23 protein-coding genes are annotated in these 24369 nt (G+C 72.9%); 8 read left to right on the top strand and 15 right to left on the bottom strand.

Annotated features, from left to right (window positions below; all coding sequences use genetic code 11):
* The first annotated feature begins 72 nt into the window (after nucleotides 1–72).
* From QEZ54_RS16705 to QEZ54_RS16695, 3 genes are all read left to right on the top strand, one after another.
* Nucleotides 73–1248 carry a histidine kinase gene (locus tag QEZ54_RS16705; protein ID WP_281305534.1) on the top strand — a complete coding sequence of 392 codons (1176 nt, stop codon included), beginning with the start codon at nucleotides 73–75 and terminating at the stop codon, nucleotides 1246–1248.
* Nucleotides 1245–1889: a response regulator transcription factor gene (locus QEZ54_RS16700; protein ID WP_281305533.1), complete on the top strand. Its 645-nt coding sequence runs from the start codon at nucleotides 1245–1247 to the stop codon at nucleotides 1887–1889. Before QEZ54_RS16705 ends, QEZ54_RS16700 begins: the two co-directional genes overlap by 4 nt.
* Nucleotides 1890–2033: 144 nt before the next feature.
* Complete coding sequence (locus QEZ54_RS16695) at nucleotides 2034–2243, top strand: DUF1737 domain-containing protein (protein WP_281305532.1); 210 nt, start codon at nucleotides 2034–2036, stop codon at nucleotides 2241–2243.
* A 289-nt stretch (nucleotides 2244–2532) separates the two neighbouring features.
* On the opposite strand, the gene QEZ54_RS16690 is transcribed toward QEZ54_RS16695, so the two are convergent.
* A complete protein-coding gene (locus QEZ54_RS16690; RefSeq protein ID WP_281305531.1) occupies nucleotides 2533–3147 on the bottom strand; it encodes a TetR/AcrR family transcriptional regulator in 615 nt (204 codons plus the stop codon).
* 133 nt (nucleotides 3148–3280) lie between these two features.
* Between QEZ54_RS16690 and QEZ54_RS16685 the strand changes: the two genes are divergently transcribed.
* A complete protein-coding gene (locus QEZ54_RS16685) occupies nucleotides 3281–4828 on the top strand; it encodes an MFS transporter (RefSeq protein ID WP_281305530.1) in 1548 nt (515 codons plus the stop codon).
* Between the two features lie 65 nt (nucleotides 4829–4893).
* On the opposite strand, the gene QEZ54_RS16680 is transcribed toward QEZ54_RS16685, so the two are convergent.
* A complete protein-coding gene (locus QEZ54_RS16680; RefSeq protein WP_281305529.1) occupies nucleotides 4894–5787 on the bottom strand; it encodes a hypothetical protein in 894 nt (297 codons plus the stop codon).
* 10 nt (nucleotides 5788–5797) lie between these two features.
* Nucleotides 5798–6088 carry a hypothetical protein gene (locus tag QEZ54_RS16675; RefSeq protein ID WP_281305528.1) on the bottom strand — a complete coding sequence of 97 codons (291 nt, stop codon included), beginning with the start codon at nucleotides 6086–6088 and terminating at the stop codon, nucleotides 5798–5800.
* Nucleotides 6089–6516: 428 nt separating this feature from the next.
* Between QEZ54_RS16675 and QEZ54_RS16670 the strand changes: the two genes are divergently transcribed.
* The gene (locus QEZ54_RS16670; RefSeq protein ID WP_281305527.1) at nucleotides 6517–7905 is read left to right on the top strand and encodes a serine/threonine-protein kinase; all 1389 of its coding nucleotides are present in this window, start codon (nucleotides 6517–6519) and stop codon (nucleotides 7903–7905) included.
* A 12-nt stretch (nucleotides 7906–7917) separates the two neighbouring features.
* Here QEZ54_RS16670 and QEZ54_RS16665 read toward each other — a convergent pair whose 3' ends face one another.
* From QEZ54_RS16665 to QEZ54_RS16655, 3 genes are all read right to left on the bottom strand, one after another.
* Nucleotides 7918–8730 (bottom strand): alpha/beta hydrolase, encoded by an 813-nt coding sequence (locus QEZ54_RS16665; protein WP_281305526.1) that lies wholly within the window; start codon nucleotides 8728–8730, stop codon nucleotides 7918–7920.
* Between the two features lie 143 nt (nucleotides 8731–8873).
* Nucleotides 8874–9737: an alpha/beta hydrolase gene (locus QEZ54_RS16660; protein WP_281305525.1), complete on the bottom strand. Its 864-nt coding sequence runs from the start codon at nucleotides 9735–9737 to the stop codon at nucleotides 8874–8876.
* 2 nt (nucleotides 9738–9739) lie between these two features.
* Nucleotides 9740–10426: a TetR/AcrR family transcriptional regulator gene (locus QEZ54_RS16655; RefSeq protein ID WP_281305524.1), complete on the bottom strand. Its 687-nt coding sequence runs from the start codon at nucleotides 10424–10426 to the stop codon at nucleotides 9740–9742.
* A gap of 79 nt (nucleotides 10427–10505) precedes the next feature.
* On the opposite strand from QEZ54_RS16655, the gene QEZ54_RS16650 reads away from it, so the two are divergent.
* Nucleotides 10506–11474, top strand: a complete 969-nt coding sequence (locus QEZ54_RS16650; protein ID WP_281305523.1) for a PHB depolymerase family esterase — start codon at nucleotides 10506–10508, stop codon at nucleotides 11472–11474.
* A 53-nt stretch (nucleotides 11475–11527) separates the two neighbouring features.
* Here the strand turns inward: QEZ54_RS16650 and QEZ54_RS16645 are convergent, their stop codons facing one another.
* The 3 genes from QEZ54_RS16645 to QEZ54_RS16635 all read right to left on the bottom strand — a co-directional run bounded on the left by QEZ54_RS16645 (nucleotide 11528) and on the right by QEZ54_RS16635 (nucleotide 15387).
* Nucleotides 11528–12406, bottom strand: coding sequence for an SDR family oxidoreductase (locus tag QEZ54_RS16645; RefSeq protein ID WP_281305522.1), 879 nt, complete (start codon nucleotides 12404–12406; stop codon nucleotides 11528–11530).
* 103 nt (nucleotides 12407–12509) lie between these two features.
* Nucleotides 12510–14795 (bottom strand): UvrD-helicase domain-containing protein, encoded by a 2286-nt coding sequence (locus tag QEZ54_RS16640; protein WP_281305521.1) that lies wholly within the window; start codon nucleotides 14793–14795, stop codon nucleotides 12510–12512.
* Between the two features lie 112 nt (nucleotides 14796–14907).
* The gene (locus QEZ54_RS16635) at nucleotides 14908–15387 is read right to left on the bottom strand and encodes a GNAT family N-acetyltransferase (protein WP_281305520.1); all 480 of its coding nucleotides are present in this window, start codon (nucleotides 15385–15387) and stop codon (nucleotides 14908–14910) included.
* A 117-nt stretch (nucleotides 15388–15504) separates the two neighbouring features.
* Between QEZ54_RS16635 and QEZ54_RS16630 the strand changes: the two genes are divergently transcribed.
* Nucleotides 15505–16386 carry a hypothetical protein gene (locus tag QEZ54_RS16630; protein ID WP_281305519.1) on the top strand — a complete coding sequence of 294 codons (882 nt, stop codon included), beginning with the start codon at nucleotides 15505–15507 and terminating at the stop codon, nucleotides 16384–16386.
* Between the two features lie 128 nt (nucleotides 16387–16514).
* The gene (locus tag QEZ54_RS16625; protein WP_281305518.1) at nucleotides 16515–17192 is read left to right on the top strand and encodes a YoaK family protein; all 678 of its coding nucleotides are present in this window, start codon (nucleotides 16515–16517) and stop codon (nucleotides 17190–17192) included.
* 260 nt (nucleotides 17193–17452) lie between these two features.
* On the opposite strand, the gene QEZ54_RS16620 is transcribed toward QEZ54_RS16625, so the two are convergent.
* From QEZ54_RS16620 to QEZ54_RS16595, 6 genes are all read right to left on the bottom strand, one after another.
* The gene (locus QEZ54_RS16620) at nucleotides 17453–18097 is read right to left on the bottom strand and encodes a DUF624 domain-containing protein (RefSeq protein WP_281305517.1); all 645 of its coding nucleotides are present in this window, start codon (nucleotides 18095–18097) and stop codon (nucleotides 17453–17455) included.
* A gap of 6 nt (nucleotides 18098–18103) precedes the next feature.
* Nucleotides 18104–18958 (bottom strand): carbohydrate ABC transporter permease, encoded by an 855-nt coding sequence (locus QEZ54_RS16615; RefSeq protein ID WP_281305516.1) that lies wholly within the window; start codon nucleotides 18956–18958, stop codon nucleotides 18104–18106.
* The gene (locus tag QEZ54_RS16610; protein ID WP_281305515.1) at nucleotides 18958–19854 is read right to left on the bottom strand and encodes a sugar ABC transporter permease; all 897 of its coding nucleotides are present in this window, start codon (nucleotides 19852–19854) and stop codon (nucleotides 18958–18960) included. The genes QEZ54_RS16615 and QEZ54_RS16610 overlap by 1 nt, the downstream gene beginning before the upstream one ends.
* Before the next feature lie 61 nt (nucleotides 19855–19915).
* Complete coding sequence (locus QEZ54_RS16605) at nucleotides 19916–21175, bottom strand: sugar ABC transporter substrate-binding protein (protein ID WP_281305514.1); 1260 nt, start codon at nucleotides 21173–21175, stop codon at nucleotides 19916–19918.
* A 28-nt stretch (nucleotides 21176–21203) separates the two neighbouring features.
* Nucleotides 21204–23207: a DUF2264 domain-containing protein gene (locus QEZ54_RS16600; RefSeq protein WP_281305513.1), complete on the bottom strand. Its 2004-nt coding sequence runs from the start codon at nucleotides 23205–23207 to the stop codon at nucleotides 21204–21206.
* Entirely contained in the window at nucleotides 23204–24214 is a 1011-nt protein-coding gene (locus tag QEZ54_RS16595; protein ID WP_281305512.1) for a hydroxyacid dehydrogenase, read from the bottom strand. Before QEZ54_RS16595 ends, QEZ54_RS16600 begins: the two co-directional genes overlap by 4 nt.
* Between the last annotated feature and the right edge of the window lie 155 nt (nucleotides 24215–24369).

Here is a 24369-nt window from a genome sequence, read left to right as displayed (position 1 = left end):
GGGTTCGCCCCCGGCGCCGCTATGACTTTCGGCCGATCCGGCCCCGCCGACCAGTGGCTACCCTGGGTGACGATGACGACCTCCCCCCTGCGCCCCTGGCTGCTGCTCCTGGGCCGGTTCGCCGCCTTCGTCGGCCTCGCCGTGCTCGGCCTAATCGACCTGCGCTACGGCATGCTGTACGAGAACCCGCTGCACATCCTGGTCCGGGTGCTGCCCGCCCTGGCCGTCGCCGCGATCTGGCTGTTCCCGCACCGACCCGGCTCGAAGCCGCTGCCGTGGTTCGCGCTGCTCGGCGCGGTGGGGTCACTCGGCGTCACCGGGCTGCTCTTCCTGCTCGGCCGGTCCGCCGATTACGGCGGCGGCAGCTGGGGGCTGGCCGAGACGGCCGGGCTGCTGGGGCTGCTGTACGTCACCGCTCGGCTGGCACCGGCCTGGACCGCGCCGTGGGCCGTGCTGGGCCTGGGCGCCGCCGTGACGCTGCTGCCGCTGCGCAGCGGCACCGACAACCGGATGATCATCATCGGGATGCTGCTCGGCCTGGCCGCGGCGGGCGTGGGCACCGCCGGGGTGTACATGCGGATGATGGACACCGGGCGGCGGCGCGCACTGGAGGAGGTCCGCACGGCCCAGCGCGCCGAGTTCGCGCGCGACCTGCACGACTTCATCGCCCACCACGTGACCGGCATCATCGTGCAGGCCCAGGGCGCCCGGTACGTCGCCGAGCAGGACCCGCGGCGGGCACTGGTCGCCCTCGAACAGATCGAGGCGGCCGGAGCCGAGACCATGGCGTCGATGCGCCGGATGGTCAGCGTGCTGCGCGAACCGGAGGCGCCGCTGGCGCCGCTGGCCGGGGCGGGCGACCTGCCGCCGCTGCTGGAGCGGTTCAACCAGTCCAGCCCCGCGGTGGCCCGGCTGCATGTCGACGGGCTGCTGGACGACCTGCCGGTCGAGGTCTCCACCAGCGCCTACCGGGTGGTGATGGAGGCGCTGACCAACGTACGGCGGCACGCGGTCAACGCGCGGGTAGTGGACGTGTCGGTGCGCCGCGCGTCCGGCTGGCTGTTCGTCCGGGTGGCCGACGACGGCGCCCCGCCGCGCCCGGTCGGTGCCCGGGAGCGCGGTTACGGGCTGGTCGGGCTGGGCGAGCGGGTCCGGGCAGTCGGTGGCCGGATCAACGCCGGTCCGGGTATCGAGCGAGGCTGGCTCGTCGACGTGGCGATGCCGCTGACCTGGCGGGAGGCGCTGTGATCCGGGTGATGATCGCCGATGACCAGGCGATGGTGCGTACCGGCTTCGGCATGATCATCGGGGCGCAGCCGGACATGGAGGTGGTCGGCGAGGCCGCCGACGGGGTCGAAGCGGTCGCCCTGGCCCGCCGCCTCCGGCCCGACGTGGCGCTGATGGACATCCGGATGCCCCGCCTCGACGGGCTGGAGGCGCTGCGCCAGCTCGCCGGCCCCGGCGTGGCCGACCCGCCGAAGGTCGTCGTGGTGACCACCTTCGACCTCGACGAGTACGTGCATGCCGCGCTGCGCAACGGCGCCTGCGGCTTCCTGCTGAAGGACTCCGGACCGGCGCTGCTGGTCGAGGCGGTGCGGGCGGCCGCGTCGGGCGACTCGCTGATCAGCCCCTCCGTCACGGTGCGGCTACTGGCGCACCTGACGCCGCACCTGCCCGGCCGTACCGGCGACGACCAGGGCCTGTCCCCGCGCGAACTCGACGTGGTCAAGCTGACCGCCCGGGGCCTGACCAACGCCGAGATCGCCGCGCAGCTGTTCATCTCGCTGGGCACGGTCAAGACCCACCTGGGCAGCGTCCAGGCCAAACTCGGCGCCCGCAACCGCGTCGAGATCGCCGCCTGGGCCTGGGAGCACCGCCTCCTCCCCTGACCGGCCGGGTGCGGGTCGAGTCGCCGGGCGATCGGGGGGTACGGGCGGTCAAGATACGCCCGGGTGCCCGGCGACTCGGATGATCGCGACGACCACCGTCGCGACCGCCTGAGCTGGGGCGGCGGTTCGTGCCATGCTGGCGATATGAGCGATGGCCTGCCGAACCAGCCTCCGCAGGGGCTGCCCCGATACCGGCTGCTGACCGGGGCGGACGACGACAAGTTCTGCCGCAGGGTCAGCGAGGTGCTCGACCTGGGCTACCGCCTGCACGGCAGCGCCTCGATCACCTTCGACGGCGAGAAGATCATCGCGGCCCAGGCCGTCGTCTGGCCCGGCGGCCTCGCCGACCACTGACCCCGCCCACACCAGACTCCGCGCGGGCGCGGACGCGGGCGCCCGAGCCGTCTGCAGTTTCGGGGAAACTGCACGAATCTCGGCTGCCTTTCGTGCAGTTTCCCCGAAACTGCACGCCCGGAGCCCGGGGAGCTCGCCGAGAGCGACTACATGGCGCGGGTGGCCGGGCTGCGTGCGGAGCTGCAAGACCTCGACTGGCCTCGCGTTCGATCGAGTCCCTGTCGGGCGGCGCGGCCACGTGCCGTCCGACAGGGCCTCGATCCGGCGCCGAGCGTCTCGACCGGTGCGCCTACTCGGGGCGGGTGGCGCGCAGGACTCCGTTGACGAGGTCGCGCAGGGGTTCGACCAGGTCCCGTTCGCCCGCGTAGGTGAGGGGCTGCAGGCCGGAGGCGCGCAGCAGGGTGACGCCGATGGCGGCGGAGAGCACCAGCTGGGCGCGCAGCATGAGCTGGCCGTCGTCGGGCCGGTCGGGCTGCCAGCCCGCGGTCGCGGCCAGGCGTTCGGCGAAGCGGCGCAGCACGCCGAGCCGCATCTGCTCGGTGCGTTCGTCGCCGGAGGAGCGCAGCAGCAGGAGCAGCACCTGGTTGGGCCCGCCCTCGGGGGTGGTGCCCGCCGCCTGCTGCGCGATCGCGGCGGGTATGTCGGTGCGCGGCACGTCGCCCGCGGCGCGGGCCAGCTCCTCGACGGCGTAGCCGAGGCAGGCCTCGAACAGCCCTTCCTTGGAGTCGAAGTAGCGGTTGATCAGTGCGACGTTGACACCCGCCTCGTCGGCGATGTCGCGCACGGTGGCGGCCGCGTACCCGTCGCGGGCGAAGCGGCGTCGCGCGACCTCCAGCAGCAGCTGGCGCGTCTTGGCCGCGTCGCGTCGCCGGGTACCCGAGTCCCGGTCGGTTCCCACAGTCATCGGCTCGTCCTCCTCCGTCAATAGCGTAACTGCCGAGTCATGTGATGTAAACGACTGTTGACTTAGCGGGAAGCTCCGGCATAACGTCGAAGTAATCAGACGTTTACTTCGGCGGGAAGCAATGGAACACGTAGTGAAGACGGTGGGCGCGCCCACCGGCGCGGCCCACCCGGCCGCCGTGCCCGAACCGGCGGTCCGCAGCGGCCGCCACGCCAACAGCACCCTGGTGGTGCTGTTCCTCTCACTGGGCGGCCTCGCCTTCGCGGTGCTGCAGTCGCTGGTCGCCCCGGCGCTGCCGATCATCGCCCAGGACCTGCACAGCTCCACCGGCGACATCAGCTGGGTGCTCACGGCGTACCTGCTGTCGGCGTCGGTGCTGACGCCGATCCTCGGCCGCCTGGGCGACATGGTGGGCAAGCGCAAGATGATGCTGGTCGTGCTGGTGCTGCTCGCGGCGGGCACGCTGCTGGCGGCGCTGTCCACGACGCTGCCGGTGCTGGTGGCGGCGCGGGCGCTGCAGGGCGCGGCGGGCGCGATCATGCCGCTGTCGATCGGCATCGTCCGCGACGAGCTGCCGCGCGAGAAGGTCAGCGTCACCGTCGGCCTGCTCTCGGCCATCTTCGGTATCGGCGCCGGCCTGGGCATCGTGCTGGCCGGGCCGATCGTGGAGCACCTGTCCTGGGAGTGGCTGTTCTGGTTCCCGCTGATGCTGATCGGCGTGGCCCTGCTGGGCGTGCTGTTCGGCGTGCCCGAGTCGCCGGTGCGCACCCCCGGCCGTCTCGACGTGCTCGGCGCCGCGATCCTGTCGGTGTCGCTGGTGTCGCTGCTGCTGGCGATCAGCAAGGGCCGCGAGTGGGGCTGGGACCAGACCAAGACCGTCACCCTGCTGGCCGTGGGCGTGGTCGCGCTGATCGCCTTCGTCCTGGTCGAGCTGCGGGTACGCGAGCCGCTCATCAACATGCGCCTGCTCGCCATCCGGGGCGTCTGGGCGACGAACCTGGTCGGCCTGGCGTTCGGGTTCGCCATGTTCGGCACGTTCCTGCTCATCCCGATGCTGCTGGAACTGCCCGCCGCCACCGGGTACGGCTTCGGCAAGACCGTCTCGCAGGCGGGCCTGTTCCTGATGCCGACCACGCTGATGATGCTGGTGTTCGGTCCCCTGTCCGGCCTGCTGGACCGCCGCTACGGCCCCAAGCTGCCGCTGTTCCTGGGCGCCACCCTCGTCACCGCCGCGTACGCGCTGCCCGCCGCCGTCCACGACGAGCTCTGGCAGCTGGTCGTCTCGGGGCTGCTCACCGGCGCGGGCATGGGCCTGGCCTTCGCGGCCATGTCCAACGCCATCATCGAGTCGGTCCCCGCGACGCACACCGGTGAGGCGACCAGCGTCAACAGCATCGTGCGCACCATCGGCGGCAGCATCGGCACGGCCGTGGTCGCGGCCGTCATCGCGGGCCACACCACGCCCCGCGGCCTGCCCACCGACCAGGCGTTCACCTCCGGCTTCTGGGTGTGCGCCGGGGTCGCGGTACTGGCCGTGGTCGCGTCGCTGATCCTGCCCTCGGCCCGTCGCCGCCGGGCCGAGTCCGTCGCGGCGGGCGTGGCCGACCTGCCCGCCGAGCCGGTCGAGCTGCACCCGCACCTGGGCCGCCGCGACGCCGCCGGCCACGCTCAGGTCGGCTGACGCCCCGGCTCCGCTCACCCCGGACCGTGGCCGCCGACACCGGCGGCCACGGCCCGAGCCGTTTCTCAGCCCAGGCCGAGACGCCGCAGCGCGAGCATCACGAAACCGCGCAGGGCCCGGTCCCACCCCGCGACCGCCGCCAGATCGTCCCGCTCGGCCACGCCGGCCAGGACCGACAACGCCTCCTCGGACACCGCTCCCCCGCGGCGGTACGCCTCGGCGACAGCCGCCGTGACCGCGACCGTCTCGCTGTCCGAACCGGTCAGCTCGCGCAGCAGCAGGTCGACGCGCGGATCCGCCGACGGCGTATGGGCCAGCACCAGGTTCGCGCTCGCCCTGACCCGCGTCCGGCCCTCGGGCACCGCGACCAGCGCGGCCACGCGAGCAGCCGTGGGCTGGAACCAGGCGGTAAGGGCCGCCGCCCTGGCGGCCACCTCGTCGTCCGGGTCCGACACCCAGCTGACGACGGCGTCCAGGCAGGCCGCCGCGCCGAAGTAGCTGTCGGCCGCCCAGCTCACCGCCGCGCCGTCCAGCACGCCGATCTCGTCCTCGGTGAACTCGTCCTCCTCCGCGAAGAACCGCAGCAGCAGGCTCCCGTCGCGGACGCTGTCGAAAGCGTCGGCCGCCGCGAACGCGCGCGCCGGGTCGAAGGGCAGCTCGTCGTCGCGCCGGTCGCCGATCGCGACCTTGCGCAGCAGTTCGAGGACGGCGGCCCGGTCCGGCGTCCCGGCGTCGTCGACCAGCGCGACCAGGAACGGCACGACCGCCTGGCTGGCCTGCCACCTGGTGCCCTGGTGGTAGACGCTGCCGGACAGCCGCGACAGGGCCGCGCCGCGCCGGTCCGGGTCGGGGCCGCGCAGCGCGCGAAGCTGATCGGGCACGTCGGTCGCCGCCCCGTACGCGTGGTGCAGCCGGTGCCACCGCACCGTGTCGACGCCGTCCAGCGGTCCGCCACTCACCGCCAGGAGTCTACGTACCGCTGAGGGCCAGCACCTTGATCCGGCCGTGGGCGCCGTGGAAGTGCGGTGCCCGGTAGGACAGCTCCGTCCGCGCGCCGAACTCCACGACCACCGCCTCCTCGGCCACGCCGAAGTCGGTGCCGGAGTCGGGCACCACCCACGCCCTGACCCGGTGCGGTCCCGCGCCGACGGCGATCGTGTGCGTACCCCAGGTGCGGACCGGCTGCTCGACCCCGTCGACCTGCAGCCGCGGCGAGCTGGTGCGGTAGAGCCGGGTGAACGCCGGGTACGCGAAAGTCACCCGCAACGTCCCCTGACCGATCGACACAGGCCACCCCCTCCGCCCATCATCGCCGGTAACCGGGGACGACACGCCCGCTTCCCGGCAAACCCCGGACGGCTCGCGGCGACGCCACCACTTTCCGTCCTCCGACGGCGATCAAATTCCGATCTCCACGGCGAAGACCAGCGTCTCAGGTCATCCTTTCGCCCATAAGTCCACATTCAGACCGCCAGGGGCGATCATCAGGGGAAACAGCCCCGAAGATCACGACTTTCGGCCATACCGTCGCCTCGTCCGCACCGATCGGCATCCCGCTCCGAAATGGGAGGTCGCACCGAGGTGCGAGAGCGGCGACCGGCGGCGAAAGGGCAGCCGGAAATGACTGTCCACTATCCGATGTGCTGCCGGTTTGACTGGCAAGTGATCGATGGCCAATGCTTGCGCCCATGCTTGACCCGGGGGTGACGCTCGGCGGCCGCTACGAGCTGGCGACTCTGATCGCCCGCGGCGGCATGGGCGAGGTCTGGCGCGCCCAGGACACGGTCCTCGGCCGCCAGGTGGCGGTGAAGGTGCTGCTGCCGAACCTCGCCGCCGATCCCGGCTTCTCCGCCCGGTTCCGGGCCGAGGCGCGGGCGATGGCGGCGCTGAGCCACCCGGGCATCGTCGAGATCTACGACTACGGCCAGGCCGACGGCATCGCGTACCTGGTGATGCAGTTCGTGGAGGGCGAGTCGCTGTCGTCGCTGGTCCGCCGGGCCGGGCCGGTGGAGCCCGGCCACGCGATGCGGCTGATGGCGCAGGCGGCCCGGGCCATCCACGCCGCGCACCTGCAGGGCATCGTGCACCGCGACGTCAAACCCGCGAACCTGCTGCTGCGCGCCGACGGCCGGCTGGCCCTCACCGACTTCGGCATCGCCCGCATCGTCGCGGGCGACCGCCTCACCGCCACCGGCGAGATCCACGGCACCGCGTCCTACCTGGCCCCGGAGCAGGTGACCGGCGAGGAGATAACCGCCACCACCGACGTGTACGCCCTGGGCGTCGTCGCCTACGAGCTGCTCACCGGGCGCAGGCCCTTCACCGGCGACACGCCGCTGTCGGTCGCGCTCCAGCACGTGCACGAGCCGCCGCCCCCGCTGCCGCCCGACGTCCCGGAGCCGGTGCGCGACCTGGTCGCCCGGGCCCTGGCCAAGGAGCCCGCCGACCGCTGGCCCACCGCCGCCGCCCTGGCCCACGCCGCCGAGTCGGCCGCCACCGTCCGCACGACGGCAGCCCGGCACAGCGCCACCCGCGCGCAGACCGGCGGCGATCCCGCCGGGCGGCGACCGCTCGTCCTGGTCGCCGCCGTGGCAGCGGCGGCCGTCGCCGCGGCCGTCACCTTCGCCCTCTGGCCGACCGGAGACGGCGACCCGCAGGCGCAGGCTCCGGGCAGCCAGTCCGGCCCGGCTGCCAGCGGTGCCGCACCCGCACTCACCGCACCGGCAGGCACCGCATCCGCCCCGAGCCCCGCGTCGACCCGCGGCACGCCGTCGACCGTGCCGAGCAGGAGCAACCCGGCGCGGTCGACCACGCCGGGCAACCCGGCCGGCACCAGCCCGACCCCGCCCCGACCGAGCCCCACCGCGCATCCCGTGCCCAAGATGCTCGGCTGGCCGGAGGACAACGTCAGGTCGGAGATGACCCGCCTCGGCTTCATCGTGCAGATCAAGTATCAGACCACCCTGGACGACTGCTCCGTGCTGGCCCAGACGCCGGACGGCGGCACGGTCCTGGCGGTGGGGTCCCCGGTCGACGTGGTGATCGGCAAGCCGCTCGGCGTCTGCAAGCAGACCTGATCCGGTGGCGGGTCAGGAGGCGCTCGCGGCGTCCTGGATCAGCTTGGCGACGGCGTCGGGATGGGACACCATGACCACGTGCGACGCGCCGTCGACGACCACGGTCTGCTTGGCGTTCGCCCGCTTGGCCATGAAGTCCTGCGCCGCCGCCGGGATGTTCTTGTCGGCCGAGCCGTACACGAAGTAGGACGGGACCGTCTTCCAGGCCGCGGCCTCGGCCTTCTCGGCCAGGGCCGCCTCGGCGACCGGCCGCTGGCCGACGGCCATCTGCGCGGACTGCTCTGCGGGCACGTCGGCGGCGAACTGGTCGTGGAACCTGTCCGGCTGGATGTAGAGGTCGCTGCCGCCGGGGACGGCCACCGGCGGGGCAAGCGCCTGCCCGAGCGTGCCGCCGGGGAACTTCGCGGCCAGGTCCCCGGCGCTCTCGCCGGTGTCGGGGGCGAAGCCCGCGACGTAGACCAGGGCCTTGACGTCCGGGTTGCCCTCGGCGGCGGTGCTGATCACCGACCCGCCGTACGAGTGCCCGACCAGCACGATCGGGCCGTCGATCGAGTCGAGCACCGCCTTGACCTGGGCGGCGTCGCTCTTGACCCCGCGCAGCGGATTGGCCACCGCGATGACCGGATAGCCCTGCCCGAGCAGCTGCGAGATCACACCGTTCCAGCTGGAGGAGTCGGCGAACGCTCCGTGCACGAGCACCACGGTCGGTTTGTCCGCCTGCGGCGTCGGCGCCGCCGCTGCCGGCTCGGTCCAGGCGCCCAGTGCGACGGCGGCGACGAACGACGCGGCCAGGACCGTGGTGCGCAGTGGACGCACGGAGAACATGGTCGACTCCCTCCACCCGGTGGGGCTTGTCCTCCTGCATGCTCGCAGGGTGCGCGGGGGCAGGGGCCCGGTTCGCGCCAACCCGCCCGCCCCGCATCCCGACGGCAGTCGCCAAAGCACCGACCAGCGGACATACCCCCTGTTCAGGCGGGCGTGGTGAGGCGGTCGGCGATGAGCGCGGCCGGGCGGTCGGTCATCAGGACGGTGTAGTGGTTGGTGTCGGCGACCAGCTCCGCGGCCAGGTTCGGGGCGCTCGCGGCCCAGTGGTCGACCACCGGCTGGGGCAGCAGGCCCGGCTCCTGGCCGAACATCCCGCGCGGGGCGTGCAGCAGCGTGGCGGGCATGGTCAGGCCGAGCAGGTCGGCGCCGAACGAGGCGGCGTGCACCAGCAGGTCGCGGCCGTCGGCGTACACGGCCTCGGCGCTGGTACGGGAGCGGACCGCGCCGGGCTCGCCGACGGCGTCGTAGCGGACGTACGCGTCCATGTCGTCGTTCCAGTCGCCGGACAGCGCCGGGTGGGCCCGGAAGAAGTCGACGTACGCGTCGACGGACGGGTACGTCTCGCGCAGCCGGGCGACGGCCGGCCCGATGGTCAGCTCCAGCAGCTGGTCGGCGTCGAACTGCGCCGGGGTGGGCAGCGGCAGGCCCCCGTCGACGAGCACCAGCCGGCTCCACAGGTGCGGGGTGCGTACGGCGGCCCGCAGCGCGGCGTACGCCCCCATGGACTGGCCGGTCAGCGCCACCGGCGCGCCCAGCTGCTCGGCGACCGCGGCCAGGTCGGCGGCGTGGGCGTCCATGCCGTACGGGCCGGGCAGGTCCGCGCTGCCGCCGCGCCCGCGCAGGTCCACCGCGACCAGGCTCCAGTCGGCGGGCAGGTGGCGGGCGACGGTCCGGAACGACATGGCCGAGGCGGTGATGCCGTGCGCGGCGACGGCGATCCGCTCGCCCGTGCCGAACCGCAGCGCGTGCAGTACACCACCGGCCACCGGGAACTGAAGGGAGTGCATGGTCAGCCTTTCTGGACGGGGTCGGCGCCGACGAGCTGGAGGGCGAAGTCCGCGTAGGCGTCGGCCACCTGGTCGCGGGTGTACGGCTGGTCGGGGCCGAACCAGTGGGCCACCTGCATGCCCATCGAGCCGATCGCGGTCGCCGCGAGGACCGGATCGGCGACCCGGAACTCGCCCCGGTCGGCGCCGAGCCGCAGCACCCGCAGGCCCAGCTGCCGGGACTGCTCGCGCAGGGCGAGCGCGGGGGCGGCGCGCTCGGGCGACAGCGCGTGCAGTTCGGCGTTGGCCACCAGGGCCAGCAGCGGGAAGTCGGCGTGTGCGCCGACCTGGGCGCGCACCAGTGCGGCCAGCTGCGCGGCGGGGCCGGGCGGCGCCTCGACGAGCGCCTGCTGCAGGCGCCGGTGCAGCTCCTCGTGCCCGAGCAGCACCAGCTCGGCCAGCACGTGCTCCTTGGCCGGGTAGTGCGCGTACAGGGTGGCGGAGTTGATCCCGACGGCGGTGGCCAGGTCGCGGATGGAGGTGCCGTGGAAGCCGTACTCGGCGAACAGCTGCAGCCCGGCGAGCAGGATGCGGCCCCTGGTGCCGGCCGGGGTCACGCCCGGGGGCAGCTCGACGGCGACCGCGCTGAGCCGCCGCGGTTCCCACCTCGGACCGGTCAACGTCTCCTCCAGCGATCGATTGGTTGACACCGTATTACACGAAGCGGATAGTGCCAAGCACTGACCAATCAATCGATTGGTTGGCAGCTTGGTTCTTGAGAGGAGAGACATGTCTGCCCCGTCCCCAGACCGCTCCGCTCCGCCCCGCAGGCTCGCCGCCGTCGTGCTCACCGCGCTGGCCGCGCTGCTGGCGACGCTGGTCGCGCCCGCCCCGGCGCACGCGGCCGGCGGCGCCTTCTACGGCGTCTACGCCAGCGTCTACGGCACCCGCGACTACCACGGCTACGTGCCGTCGTCATACCGGCCGGGCACGCCGATGCCGCTGCTGGTGGCGCTGCACGGCTGCACCGAGAACGACGTCGGCTTCGACCTGCTGTCGGGCTGGAGCCGGGTGGCCGAGCAGCGCGGCTTCATCGTCGTGTTCCCCGACCAGAGCAACCTCGTCAACCCCGCCACCTGCTGGAACTGGTACCTGGAGACCAATCAGCACCGCGGCTGGGGCGAACCCGCGATCATCGCCGGGATCACCAGCCGCATCCGGGCGCAGTACACGGTGGACTCGCGCCGGATCTACGCCACCGGCGTCTCGGCGGGCGGGGTGATGACGAACATCATGGCCGTCACCTACCCGGACATCTATGCCGCAACCTCGGTCATGGCCGGCTGCGAGTACGACTGCGACGTGCTGCGGCTGCAGTCGGCGCAGGAGTCGGGGCGCAAGGCGCTGCAGGAGATGGGCAGCCGGGCGCGGCCGGTGCCCGCGATCATCTTCCAGGGCACCGCGGACCTGGTGGTGCCGCCGTCCACCGCGTACCGCATCGCGCAGCAGTGGGCCGTGGTCGACGGCATCGACAGCACCGCCGACACGGTCACCTCCGGTCAGGTGCCGGGCGGGCGCACGTACACCCGGCTGACCTACCGTGACGCGGCGGGCCGGTCGCTGATCGAGCAGTACCTGATCGACGGCGCCGGGCACGCGTACCCGGGCGGCTGCTCCTGCAGCCTCTACGGCGACCCGTCCGGTCCGGACGCCAGCAACCTGACCTGGGACTTCTTCCTGGCCCACCCTAAGCCCTGACGCGGGCGGCAGCCGGTCCGCGGCGGTGCTCCGCGGACCGGCTCAAGATGAGCTCAGCGGCCCAGGAACGCGGCGGCGTTCCTGCGGGCGAACTCGGCGAACGGCGTGGGCTCGACGCCGAAGGCGCGGTGCGTGTCGAGCACGACCCGCGACTCGGTGACCCGGGCGCGCTCGGCGAAGATCCCGCCGAGCAGGCCCGCCACCGGCGGCGGCACGCCCATGCCGATGAGGGCCTGGGACTTCTCCTCCAGCGTCACCGGCACGTACCGGAACGGCACGCCGGTGCCCTCGGTGATCGCCTCGGCGACCTCGGCCATGGTCAGCGCCTGCGGCCCGGTCATGTCGTAGGTCTTGCCCTCGTGCCCCTCGGAGGTCAGCAGCGCCACGCACACCTTGGCGATGTCCTCGACGTCGACGGGGGCCAGGCGGCTGCCGCCGATCGGCAGCACCAGCTCGTGCTTGACCGGGTCGACGCCGGTCAGCGTCCAGGGCAGGTAGTACTGCATGAACTGGCTGGGGCGCAGCAGGGTGTAGGCGATCCCGGCCCCCTCCAGCCACTGCTCGATCTCGACGTGCTCCTGGGTGCCGAGGAACGCCGCCGGGTCGAACCCGATCCCGGACTCCTTGCCGGAGTACTTGACGATGTGCCGCACCCCGGCGGCCTTCGCCGCCTCCGTGAACGTCTGCTGCGTCTCGATCATCCGCTCGAACGGCGTCGAGATCATCAGCGCGCGGTCGACCCCGCGCAGCGCCGCGCCCAGCGACTCCGGCTCCAGCATGTTGCCCTGGACCAGCTCCACGCCGGGCAGGTCGCCGAGCTGCTTGGCCTTCTCGGGGTCCCGGTAGAGACCCCGCACCGGGACGCCCTGCCGGGAGAACTCACGCACGACTGCAGAACCGCTCAGGCCGGTGGCCCCGGTGACGAGTATCAACTGACTGCCCTTCGCGAGATCGACCTATGTAAACCAATCTAGCGACCGGAACAGGCTGGGCAACGCCCCGCGGACAACACCGCAAGCAGGAAGAACCGTCCTTTCAGGCGGCCAGTACGGCGGGCAGCGGCTGCTCGTGGAGCACCACCAGCCCGGCCACCGCCCGGGTGAGCACGACGTACAGGCGGCTGGCGCCGCGCGGCTCGGCGGCCAGGATCTCGGCCGGCTCCACCGCGATCACGTGGTCGTACTCCAGGCCCTTGACCAGGCTCGCGGGCAGGACCGGCACCCCGTCGACCGCCTCGCCCAGCGCCCGCGCCCGCTCGTCGGCGGCGATCACCGCGACCGTGCCGCCGCGCGGCGCCTCCCGCACCGCTTCCCGCACCGCCGCGACCAGGTCGTCGACCCGGCGCACCGACAGCGACCCGCCTTCGCGGTACGACCGCGTCGGCGCGATCTCCGGCGGCAGCAGCCGCGAGGCGTAGTCGGCGATCGCCTGCGGCACCCGGTAACCGGTGCGCAGCTCCAGGGTGCGGCTGTCGCGCCGGCCCAGCCGCGCCAGCAGCTCCGGCCACGCGTGCGCGGCCAGCGGATGCGTCGCCTGGCCGAGGTCGCCGACGATCGTCATCGACGCGTACGCCGCCCGCCGGGCGATCATCCGGCACTCCAGCGGCGACAGGTCCTGCGCCTCGTCCAGCACCACGTGCGCGTAGTCCACCGGCACCGGGGCGTCGTCGACCGGCTCGCCCGGCGGCAGCGGCTCGGCCAGCAGCGGCACGTACCCGTCCTCGCCGTACGGGTCGAACCCGTCGGTCCAGCCCACCACCGTGTGCCCCTCGCGCAGGATCACCGCCTCGGCCCAGCGCTGCGCCGCCGCCGTCGCGTCGTTGTCGATCCCCTGCCCGGCCAGCGCGATCGGGGTCGGATGGCCGGGGGCGTAGAGGCTCCACCCGTCGTGCAGGCTGCAGCTGATCACGAACGTCTCGACCGGCCGGGGGCCGGACCGCAGCTCACGCAGGCGCACCCCGGCGTCGGCCGGGGCCGCCTTCGGGGCGGGTGCCTGCCCCAGCAGCTCCGCCAGCTCGTCGAGCAGCGGCACGTCGTCCACCGACCACTCCGCCCCGTCCCGGTACGACGCCGCCAGCACCTCGGCCTGCGCCTCGGCCAGCACCCCGCGCGAGCGGGCGGGGTCGGCCAGCCACGCCAGCACCGCCTGCGGCTCCAGCCGGGGCCACCACGCGTACAGGAAGCGCAGGAATTCGCCGCGGCCGACGACCTCGTCGGCGAACAGCGTCCGGTCCAGGTGCTCGCCGTCGACCCGCGCCCACAGCGCCTCCAGCAGCACCGCCGCCGCGTGCCGGCGCGCCCCGTTGGGCTGGACGCCGTCGGTTTGTGCGCGGACGCGGACCCGGTCGCGGACCCTGGTCAGCGTCGGCGCGTCGAGGGTGAGCACCTGCCCGGCGTACACCAGCCGCAGCCGGTCCGGCGCGTCCGGCGGCACCTGCCACATCAGGTCGGCCAGCACCCGCAGCATCAGCTCGGCGCCCTTGACCTCGGCCACGTGCGCCGGGTCGCGGCGGGTCGCGCACACCCCGTCGACCAGCTCACCCACGGCACGCAGGTGCACACTCTCCTCGCCGAGCGCGGGCAGCACCCGGCTGATGTAGTTGGTGAACACCGTCGACGGTCCGACGACCAGCACCCGGCCATCGGCGAACCGCCCCCGGTCGGTGTAGAGCAGGTACGCGGCCCGGTGCAGCGCGACCTGCGTCTTGCCGGTACCCGGCCCGCCGGTCACCAGCGTCACGCCGCGCGCGGGCGCCCGGATCGCCTCGTCCTGCTCGCGCTGGATGGTGGTGACGATGTCGCGCATCTGCGGCCCGCGCGAGCGCCGCAGCGCCGCCAGCAGCGCGCCCTCGCCGAGCACGCGCAGGTCGCCGACCGCGTCGGGGGTCAGCACGTCGTCGTCGAGGTCGACCACCTCCGGCCCCCGGCAGATGATCACCCGACGGCGTACGACGCCCAGCGGCTCGCCGGAGGTGGCCCGGTAGAACGCCGACGCCGCCGGAGCCCGCCAGTCCACCAGCAGCGGTTCGAAGTCGTCGCCGCGCAGCCCCAGCCGCCCGATGCGGAAGGCGTCGCCGTCGTCGAAGTCGAGCCGCCCGAAGACCAGCCCCTCCTCCTCGGCGTCCAGCGTCCGCAGCTGCCTGTCGGCGCGCAGCACCAGCGCGTCGCGCTCGACCAGGCCGGTGGTCGGCCCGGCGGTCGCGCGCTGGTGGCCCTCGCGGGCCAGGGCCCGCGCCTGGCCGCGCATCACCTCGACCCGCTCGTAGACGCGGTCGACGACGACCTGCTCGATGGCGATCTCCTGCGTTCTGACGTCAGGCACAGTGCTCCCCGGGAAGGCGACAGTGGGTGGCTTGACGAGGCTATGTGCAGTTCAGAACACAAAAATCATCATCTGGTCGGATCAAAAGGGCCTGGTGCACCGGTTACACTGGTTACGGCAGGGAGGACCGGAGTCCTCCCTTTTCCGTCGGCCGGCCGGGTTCGCGGACCATCAGCACGTCGACCGGGCCCTCCGACTCGACGGTGAAGCCGTGCCGCTCGTACAGGCCGCGGGCCGGACTTCCGCTCAGCACGACCAGGCGCACCTGGACGCGGTCGCGGTCGCAGTCGGCCAGCAGGCCGCGCAGCACCGCCGTGCCGATGCCGCTGCCCTGCAGGTGGGCGGCCAGGTAGAAGTTCTCCAGCCAGACGTGGCCGTCGGCCGGGCGCAGGGACACGCTGCCGACCAGCGCGCCCGCCACCTCGATGATGCGGGTGCACTCGGGCGCGTACCGGTCCCGCAGGATCTGGCGCACCCGGTGGTCGTCGTAGCGGCCCAGCCGCTCCAGATCCGACCGCAGCACCACCGCGCGCAGCTCCGCCATCGGCTCGAGGTCGGCCGCCGACGCGGGCCGCAACCGCCAGTTCACCATGATCGGCAGGCTAACGCGGGTGCTCCTCGCATCAGCCGCAGGGCGCCGCCGAAGCCGATCGCCCGCGGCGTAGGATCGCCTCGCCCCGTACCCCCACCGACCTCATTGGACGCCAGCGTGGCCGACGACACCATCGCCGAAGACGATCCGCTCACCGACGTCGAGGACTCCGACGTCGAGGAGCCGGCGGAGAGCACCGGCACCAGGACCGAGGTCTTCACGGGGCTGCTCTGGCTCGGCATCAGCGTCTTCACCGCGTACGCGACGCTGCACGGGGCCCCGGGCGGGCCCGGTCCGCTCGAAGCCGCGATCCAGGCCATGCCCGACCTGATCACCTCGTCCCTGATCACGGCGGCGGCGATCGCGGCGGCGGCCGGCTCGCGCCGCGGGAGCGCGCTGGGGCGCCTGCTCGTCGGGCTCGCGGTCGGTGCCGGATTCGGACTGGTCACGGCCGTGGGCGTGCGCTGGGCGTACGGTGCCGAGACCTCCGTGACGACGCTGTGCCTCACCGTCGCCGCCGCGTGCGTGCTCGGCGGCGCCTTCGCGGTGCTGCCCGGACCGGTGCTCGACTCCAGCCTCTGGGCGATGACCTGGGTGCTGTTCGCCGGGCTGATCCTGACCGTGCTCAAGGACCCGCTGCTGACCGTGCTGGGCGGCGGCCCGGCCGCGACCGACGCGGCCCAGGCCACCGCCGAGACCCGCTTCGGCTACCTGCAACCGGTCGCCGCCGGCCTGCTCGCCGCGGTCCACTCGGTCACGTGGCTGCGCATGGACCGCCCGGCCCTGCTCTGGTACCCGCTGACCGGTGCCCTGCCCGGCGTGTACCTGCTGGCCACCGAGGCGCTCGGCGACGCCACCGCCAGGGCCCTGTCCGCCACGCCCGGCGGCGCCGTCGGCGCGGCCCTGTTCACCGACCCGACCCGCATCCGGTACGCCGCGATCGTGCTCGTCGTCGGCGGCGTCCTCGGCCTCCTGCTCGGCGCCCGCAAGTCGAAGTGAGCACCGCACCACCCTCGAAGATCGCCATCACCGGTCTGCCGCCGCGGTCCGGCTCCGCCGCATGACCCGCGACGGCGATCTTCGCCGCTTCACCGGCAGCACGCAGTTGGTATGTCCAGAATGAGGCCATGGCCACCGCGCCCGACCACGGGCCGCTACCGGGGATGCTGCTCGCGCTGACGGTGGTCAGCGGGCTGGTCGACGCGTTCAGCTACCTGACCATGGGGCACGTCTTCGTGGCCAACATGACCGGCAACGTGGTGTTCTTCGGGTTCGCGCTCGCGGGCGTCGGAGACATCTCGGTCAGGTCGACCCTGGTCGCGATCGCGGCCTTCGTCGCCGGTGCCGCGATCGGCGGCCGGGTGGCCCGCGAAGCCCGCCCGCACCGGGGGCTGCTGGTGGCCGCGGCCTGCTCGATCCAGGCGGCTGTCTTCGTCCTCTCCGCGATCACGGTCACCCGCGCCGGCGTACGCCCCGACGGGGTCACCCTGCTGCTGGTCGGCCTGCTCGCGGTCGCGATGGGCGGGCAGAACGCGGTCGTGGGCAGGCTCGGCGTCCCGGATCTGACCACCACCGTGCTGACCAGGACGATGACCGGCCTCTTCGCCGAAGCCTCCCCGACCGCGGTACGGCTCAGGCGGCTCGCCTCGATCGTGGCGCTGATGCTCGGCGCCTGGGCAGGCGGCATGCTGCTCCACACGAGCGTGCCGGCCTCACCGCTGTGGCTCGCTGCCCTGCTGCTGCTCGCGACAGCCGCCTCCGCCCTGGCCCGCACCCGCCGCCCCGACTCCGCCTCATGGCGCTGACCCCAGACCCGCCCCTCTGCCCACAGGCCGCGATCATCGCCGCCTCTCCCATGGTGATCGCCACCCCGGGTCGAAACGTGGTCCTCCAACCGAGGCTGTGACCCCAGACCGCGATCACCGCCGATGATCGCGGTCCAAGGACGTCGCCCCGCCCCGCGCCCCGCGCCCCGCGCCGGGCACCCGGCGCCCAGCACCCGGCCCGGCGGTGATCACGGCGCCAGGGTGGAGACACACCGTCGAACACGCCCATAAGTTCATGATCAACGTGGCAGGGGGTGGGGGTGGGTGAGGTGGCGGGTGTTGGCCCAGACGAGGTAGAGGGCGGGGGCGGGCAGGAGGAAGAGGCCGAGGGCGGGTCGGGTGACCACGGCGGCGGCGAGGACGGCCAGGACGGCGAGGTTGACCAGGGTGAGGTACCAGTGGCGCAGGGACAGGTAGGCGCAGGCCAGCAGGGGCTTGGGCCGGACCGGGGCGGCCGCGGTCAAGGCGGCGACGGCGGTCGCGACGACGAGGGCGATGAGCAGCGCGAGCAGCGGGGTGACCGCGCCGAAGGGGCCGCCCAACGCGAGCTGGAAGTCGGCGGCCAGCACGATGACCAGCGCCGCCGCGACGGCGGCCACGCCCAGCGACCGGCCGAACGAGGTGCGGTAGGCGGCGAGGAAGGTCCGCGCGACCCGGTCGTCGCCCTCGGCCAGTCCCGCGAACGTGGCGAAGGCGGCCCGGACGGCCGGGCCGCACAACGCCGCCAGCGCGGTGAAGAACGGCCAGGCGGACAGGGGCTCGCGGCTGGCCGCCAGCGCGAGCAGCAGCGGCGAGCAGGCGGCGAGCAGGCACAGGTTGAGCTTCAGTCCGGCGTACACCGTGTTGAAGATGGTGTCGTAGGGCAGGCGGGCCAGCAGTCGCATGGAGGATCAGCCCTTCATGCCGGAGGTGGCGATGCCCTGGATGAAGTAGCGCTGGCCGAGCAGGAAGATGACCGCGATCGGCAGCACCGACAGCACCGACCCCGTCATGATCATGGCGTAGTCGGCGTCGAACTGGCCCACGAACGACCGCAGCCCCAGCTGGATCGTCCACAGGTCGTTGCTGGTCAGGTAGATGAACGGCCCCATGTAGTCGTTCCAGGTGTTGACGAAGGTGAGCAGGGCCAGGCTGGCCAGCGCGGGTTTCGACAGCGGCAGCACGATCCGCGCCCAGATGCCGTACTCGCTGAGTCCGTCGACGCGGGCCGCCTCGCACAGCTCGTCCGGGATGGTCAGGTAGTACTGCCGCATCAGGAACACCCCGAACGCCCCGAACGCCTGGAGCAGGATCAGCGACCAGAACGTGTCGGTCAGCTCGGCCTTCTGCATCAGGATGTACTGCGGGATCATGTACGCCTGCCACGGCACCGCGATCGTCGCGACGTACGCGAGGAACAGGGTGTCGCGGCCCCGGAAGCGCACCTTGGCGAAGCCGTACGCGGCGAAGCTGCCCGTCAGCACCTGCAGGAACGTGATGGCCAGGCTCAGCAGCACGGTGTTGCCCAGGTAGGTGCCAAGCGGGATCTTCGCCCAGATGTCGGCGAAGTTGTGCCACTGGAGGTCCTTCGGGATCCACCGGACCGGGATGGTGAGCACCTCGTTGTTGCGCTTGAGCGAGGCGCTGACCATCCAGCCGAACGGCACCAGGATCGCGGCGGCCAGGGCGGCCAGCACCGTGTACAGGGCGGCGCGCCGCAGCAGCGCCAGCGGTCCGCGCGCCGGGCGCGACGCGGCGGTGGTCATCAGCGCTCCCCTCGGTTGTTGAACCAGAACTGGATCAGGGTCAGGACCAGTACGAGCAGGAACAGCACCAGCGAGATGGCCGAGGCGTAGCCGAACTCGCCCTCGATGATGCCCTGGCGGTAGATCTGCTGGGAGAGCACGAGGGTGGCCCGGCCGGGCCCGCCGTCGGTCATCACCACGATGAGGTCGAAGACCTTGAAGCTCTGCACGGTCAGCAGGATCAGCACCAGGAACGTCACCGGCCGCAGTCCGGGCAGCGTGACGGCGCGGAAGCGCTGCCAGGGCCCGGCGCCGTCGACGCGGGCGGCCTCGTAGTGCTCCTGCGGGATGGCCTGCAGCCCGGCCAGGAACAGGACCATGTAGTAGCCCATGTCGCGCCATACGCTGGTGAGCACCACGGCGGGCATGGCCCAGTCGGTGCTGGTGGTCCAGCCGGGCGGGTTCTCGACGCCGAGCAGGTGCAGGAACTGGTTGACCGGGCCGAAGCTCGGGTTGAACAGCATGTTCCAGACCACGGCGACGGCGACCATCGAGGTGACGTACGGGAAGAACGCCGCCGCCCGGAAGAAGCCGACCCCGGCCATCCGCCGGTTCAGCAGCAGGGCCAGGGCCAGTGCCGCGAGCGCGGTGAGGGGCACGTGCCCGAGCGCGTAGAGGGCCGTGTTGCGCAGCGCCACCTTGGTGGACTCGTCGTCCAGCAGCCGCTCGAGGTTCTTCAGCCCGACCCACTCCGGCGGGTTGTACGAGTCCCAGTCCATGAACGACAGCACGAACGCCGCCAGCATCGGCACCAGCGTGAGCAGCGCGAAGCCGAGGAAGTTCGGCAGGATGAAACTCCAGCCGATGAGCGTGGTGCGCAGGCCGCGCCGGGAGCGCGCGGTGGGCGGGTGTGCCATGTCGTCCTTCCTCCTCAGGTTCGCGGGCGGCGCCGGGCGGCACCGCCCGCGAACGGGTCTGTCAGTTGACCTCGTTCTTGACGCGGGTCTCCATCTCCTTGATCCCGTCGTCGATGGCCTTCTCCTTGGTCATGATCAGCTGATGCTCCTCGGCCAGGATCGTGTCCACCTTCGCGGTCTTGTCGCTGACCGGCATCTCGGGGTTGACCTTGTCCGGCGCGAACGCCTTCTTGGACAGGTCGTCGGTGGGCATGCCCGGCAGCGTGAAGTACTGCGCGCGGATCTCGTCGCTGGAGAACGCCGGGACCACGCCGATCCCGGTGATCGCCTTGGCGCCCTCCAGCGAGCTGGCGAACTCCACGAACTTCTGCGCCGCCGCCGAGTGCTTGGCCTTCTTGTTGACCGCGAACGCGGTCGGCGCCCCGAACGTGGTGACCCCGGTGGTGCCGGTGCGCTGCGGCATCGGCGCGATGCCCCAGTCGACGTCGGTGGTGCCGGCCTTCTTGTCGGCCAGGATCTTGGCGATGAACCAGCTGCCCATCGGCACCATCGCGGCCTTGCCCGACTCGAACATCGAGGCGTACCCGGTCTTCTGGGTGACCGCGGTGCCGTAGTCGAGCGTCGCCCCCGCATCCTGCAGCGCCAGCGCGGTCCGGTACTGGTCGGCCAGGAACTTGTAGTCGCCGCCGAGCTGGTCGCCGCCGGTCTGCGCGGCCGCGATGGCGTGCACGACCGAGCGCCACACGTGCTGGTAGGCGCCGTAGACCTTGGTCTCGCCGCTGCCCGAGGTCAGCTTCTTGGCCAGCTCGACGTACTGGTCCCAGGTGAGGTTCTCCGGGTACGGCTGCTTGGCGGCGTCGAACAGCTTCTTGTTGTAGTACAGGACCCAGAAGTCCTGCCGGTAGGGCAGCGCGAAGTACTTGCCGCCCTGGTTGTAGGCGTCGAGCCCGGCGAGCTTGCCCGCCTGCGCGGTGGCCGAGGCGGTGAGGTCCTGCAGCTGGCCCCGGCCGGAGAAGCGCACATAGTCGGCCAGCGTCTTCATGGTGATGACGTCGGTGGTGTCACCGCCGGCGAGCATGGTGGTGACCTTGGTCGGGTAGTCGGCGGCCAGGATGTCGACCGGCTTGACGGTGATGTCGGGGTTCGCCTTGTGGAAGGCGTCGAACAGGGTCTGGAACTCGGGCGTGGACGCCAGGCTCCACACGGCGACGGTGAGTTCTACGGGGCCGGACTCGGTGTCGTCACCGGAGCCGCACGCGGTCAGCGGCAGCAGCGCGGCCATCGCCAGGCCTACCGCAGCCAGCATCTTCCTTCTGATCACGAACGTTCCTTCCAACAGGGACGGCCGCTCACGCGGCGTCGGACAGGTGCGGTGCGTGGTGGTGGTGCGGGCCGGTCGGCGGCGCGGGCAGCGCCGCCGTCGTGGTGGCCCCGTCGGGCCACGTGACCCGGACGACCGGCGCGTCCTCGGGTCCGGAGATCTGTGCCAGCGGTGCTCGCGCGCCGCCGTTGAGCGCGAGCACCGCGACCAGCCAGGACCCGGGTGTGGGTACGGCCGAGAGCCACGGCGTCGCGGTCCACTCCCCCAGCGGGCTCGCGTCGCGGTCCAGCCGCACCCCGGCCGCGTCCAGCCCGTACAGCCCGGCTGCGGTGGAGGTGTGCGCCGTGCCCGTGACCTCGGCGAAGCCCTGCCCTTCGGCAGCGCCCTGCCGCTCCATGCGGTCCGGATGCGGGGCGGTGGGGACCGGCCAGCCGCCGAGGCGCAGGGCGGTGACCCGCGCCCAGCCCTCGGCGCCGTCCGGGTCGACGCGGACCAGCCGGACCTCCCAGGCGGCGCGGACCAGCGACACCGTGGTCACCGTGCCCGCGTCGACCGCCGCGCCGGGCAGGCCGTTGCCGTGGTCGGGGGTGGTGCGGTCCGGGTCGACCCAGCGGCAGCGGGCCCGCGAGCCCAGCACCGCGGCCTCGCCGCCGTCGGCCGGCCGCACGTCTAGGGTGGTGAAGCCGCTGCGGTGGGTGGCCCGGCCGGCGGCGTCGAGCAGCACCGCCGACTGGTCGAGCGGGGTGTCCCAGCCGTCGTCGCCCATCAGCGGGGCGGTCGCGGTCGAGTAGGCCAGCCGCGCATACAGCGGGGAGTCGGTGGTCGGGGCGCCGGGGCGGGCGTGGTCGGTGCCGTGGTTGTAGACCCGTACCACGCCGTCGGCCCTGGTCGCGGCCACCGCCCAGCCGGGCGCGGCGATGACGGCGAGCTGGTCGGCCCGCTCCACCGGTAGCGGCTGCTCGACGGCGGTCCACACCGGATGGTCGGCGGGCAGCGCCAGTCCCAGCATGCCCTTGCTCGCCCAGTACGGCGAGGCGGTGCCGGAGTAGCGCTGCGCCATCCGCCGCCACGGGTGGAACCAGCCGAGGGTGAGCAGCCCGTCGGCGTCGGGGGCGCCCCGGTCGGCGAAGTGCCTGACGATCCCGGAGGCGGCCCGGCGCAGCAGCCCCGGGTCGAGCGCCTCGGATCCGGCGACGGCACCGGCCCAGAACGGCGCCGCCGCCGCGAACCGGTACACCAGGCTGCGGCCCTGCAGCAGCGGCGAGCCGTCCGCGCCGACCAGCCGTACCGCGTCGAGCAGGAACTCGTCCAGGCGGCGCCGGTACTCGGGCAGCCGGGGCGCGGCAGCCTCGGCCGCGCCCGCCATGCGGGCCCACAGGATCGGGTAGAGGTGCAGGGCCCAGCCGACGTAGTGGTCGTAGCTGCGCTCGTCGCCGTCGCTGTACCAGCCGCCCGCGCGGACGAACGACTCGTGCCGGGCCAGGTCGGCCTCCATGTCCTCGGGGGACCACGGGCCGCCCACCGAGGACAGGAACTGCTCGACCACGATCCGGAACCACACCCAGTTGTTCTGCGGGTACGTGTGGTCGCCGACGACCTGCGCGAGGTAGTCCACGACGCGCTCCTGGACCCCCGCGTCGAGGCGGTCCCACAGCCAGGGCCGGGTCAGGTCGAGGATCAGCGCGGTCGAGGCCGCCTCGACCTTGGCCTGGCCGTGCTCGCGCGGGGTCACCCAGCGTTCGGGCGAGGCCGGGTCGGTGCCGGCGGCGATGCCGCGCGCGTACCGCTCCAGCAGGTTGCCGGGGTCGCGGCCCTGCTCGCCCGCGATGCGGAAGCCCGTGAGCAGGAACGTCCGGGCGAACCCCTCCAGGCCGTCGACGGCGGTGCCGTACCCGCCGGGCGCCCCGGGCGGGGTGATCCGGGCGCCGGTCGGTGAGGCGTGGCGCCAGGCGGCCGCCAGCATCCGGTCGGCCAGGGCGGCCCAGTCGGCGCGCGTCCAGCCGGTGTACGGCGAGATGTTCGGCTCGCTCATGCGATGACCTCCAGTGCCTCGCTGGTGACCGCGTCCAGCGCGGGCTCGCCGCGTACGTACCGTTCCAGCTCGTCCAGGGCCTGGGTGCTGAGCCGCCGGGTCTCGGCGCCCAGCGAACCGGCGATGTGCGGCGTGATCATGACGTTGGGCAGCTGGGCCAGCAGTGATCCGGCGGGCAGCGGCTCGGGGTCCGTGACGTCGAGGATGGCGTTGAGCCGGCCGGTGGCGCACTCGCGCTCCAGCGCCGCGGTGTCGAGCACGGCGCCCCGGGCCGTGTTGACCACGGTCGCGCCGTCGGGCAGCAGGGCCAGTTCCCGGGCGCCGATGGCGTGCCGGGTCTGCGGCAGTTCCGGCAGGTGCAGCGAGACGATCTCCGAGGCGGCCAGCAGCACGTCCAGGCTCACCAGGCGGCCACCGGCGGCGGCTACAGCGGCCGGGTCGGCGTACGGGTCGGTGACCAGGATCTCGGCCGTGTCGAGGGTGCGCAGCCGCTCGACGACGCGGCGGCCGATCCGGGAGAAGCCGACGATGCCGATGGTGCGCCCGTAGTTGGACAGGTCCTCGCGGTGGTGCACCGCGGCCCAGTCGGCCGGGCGCAGCCGCGACTCGGCGGCCAGCAGGTGGGCCTTCTTGCCCGCGAAGACGATCGCCGCGAAGGTGAACTCGGCCACCGGGGTCGCGTTGGCCTCGGCCGCGCTGGTGACCAGGATGCCGCGCCGCCACACGTCGTCGGAGACCAGCCCGCGTACGCTGCCCGCGCAGTGCAGGACGGCCCGCAGCCGGGGCGCGGCATTCAGCCGGGACGCGGTCAGCCGCGGGCAGCCCCAGGAGGTGAGCAGCACCTCCGTCTCGGCCAGGCGGGCCCGGGTGTGCGGCGCGTCGAGGTCGTCGGACCAGATCGGATCGCCGAGGTCGGCGAGCGACCGCAGCCGCCGCAGCTCCTGCGGACCGAACTGGATCCGGAACGTCTCCGGCTGCATCACGAGCAGTGCCTGCGGCCGATGCATGCGGGCTGCCCCTCCGTTCCTTTGTGGTACCTGAATGTTCGTTTCTGTTCGTTCGAACAGGTGCAGAGAGTAGACCAGCGTCCACAACGGCCCGACAAGTGGCTGTTATCGTTCTGTAACACGGAAAGGCATTGTGCCTGGTCTTCTCTTCTGTT

Source organism: Catellatospora sp. KI3, from assembly GCF_029948125.1.
GTDB lineage: Bacteria > Actinomycetota > Actinomycetes > Mycobacteriales > Micromonosporaceae > Catellatospora.
Note: the sequence above shows the minus strand (reverse complement) of the source record. Positions and strands in the feature narration are given on the sequence as shown.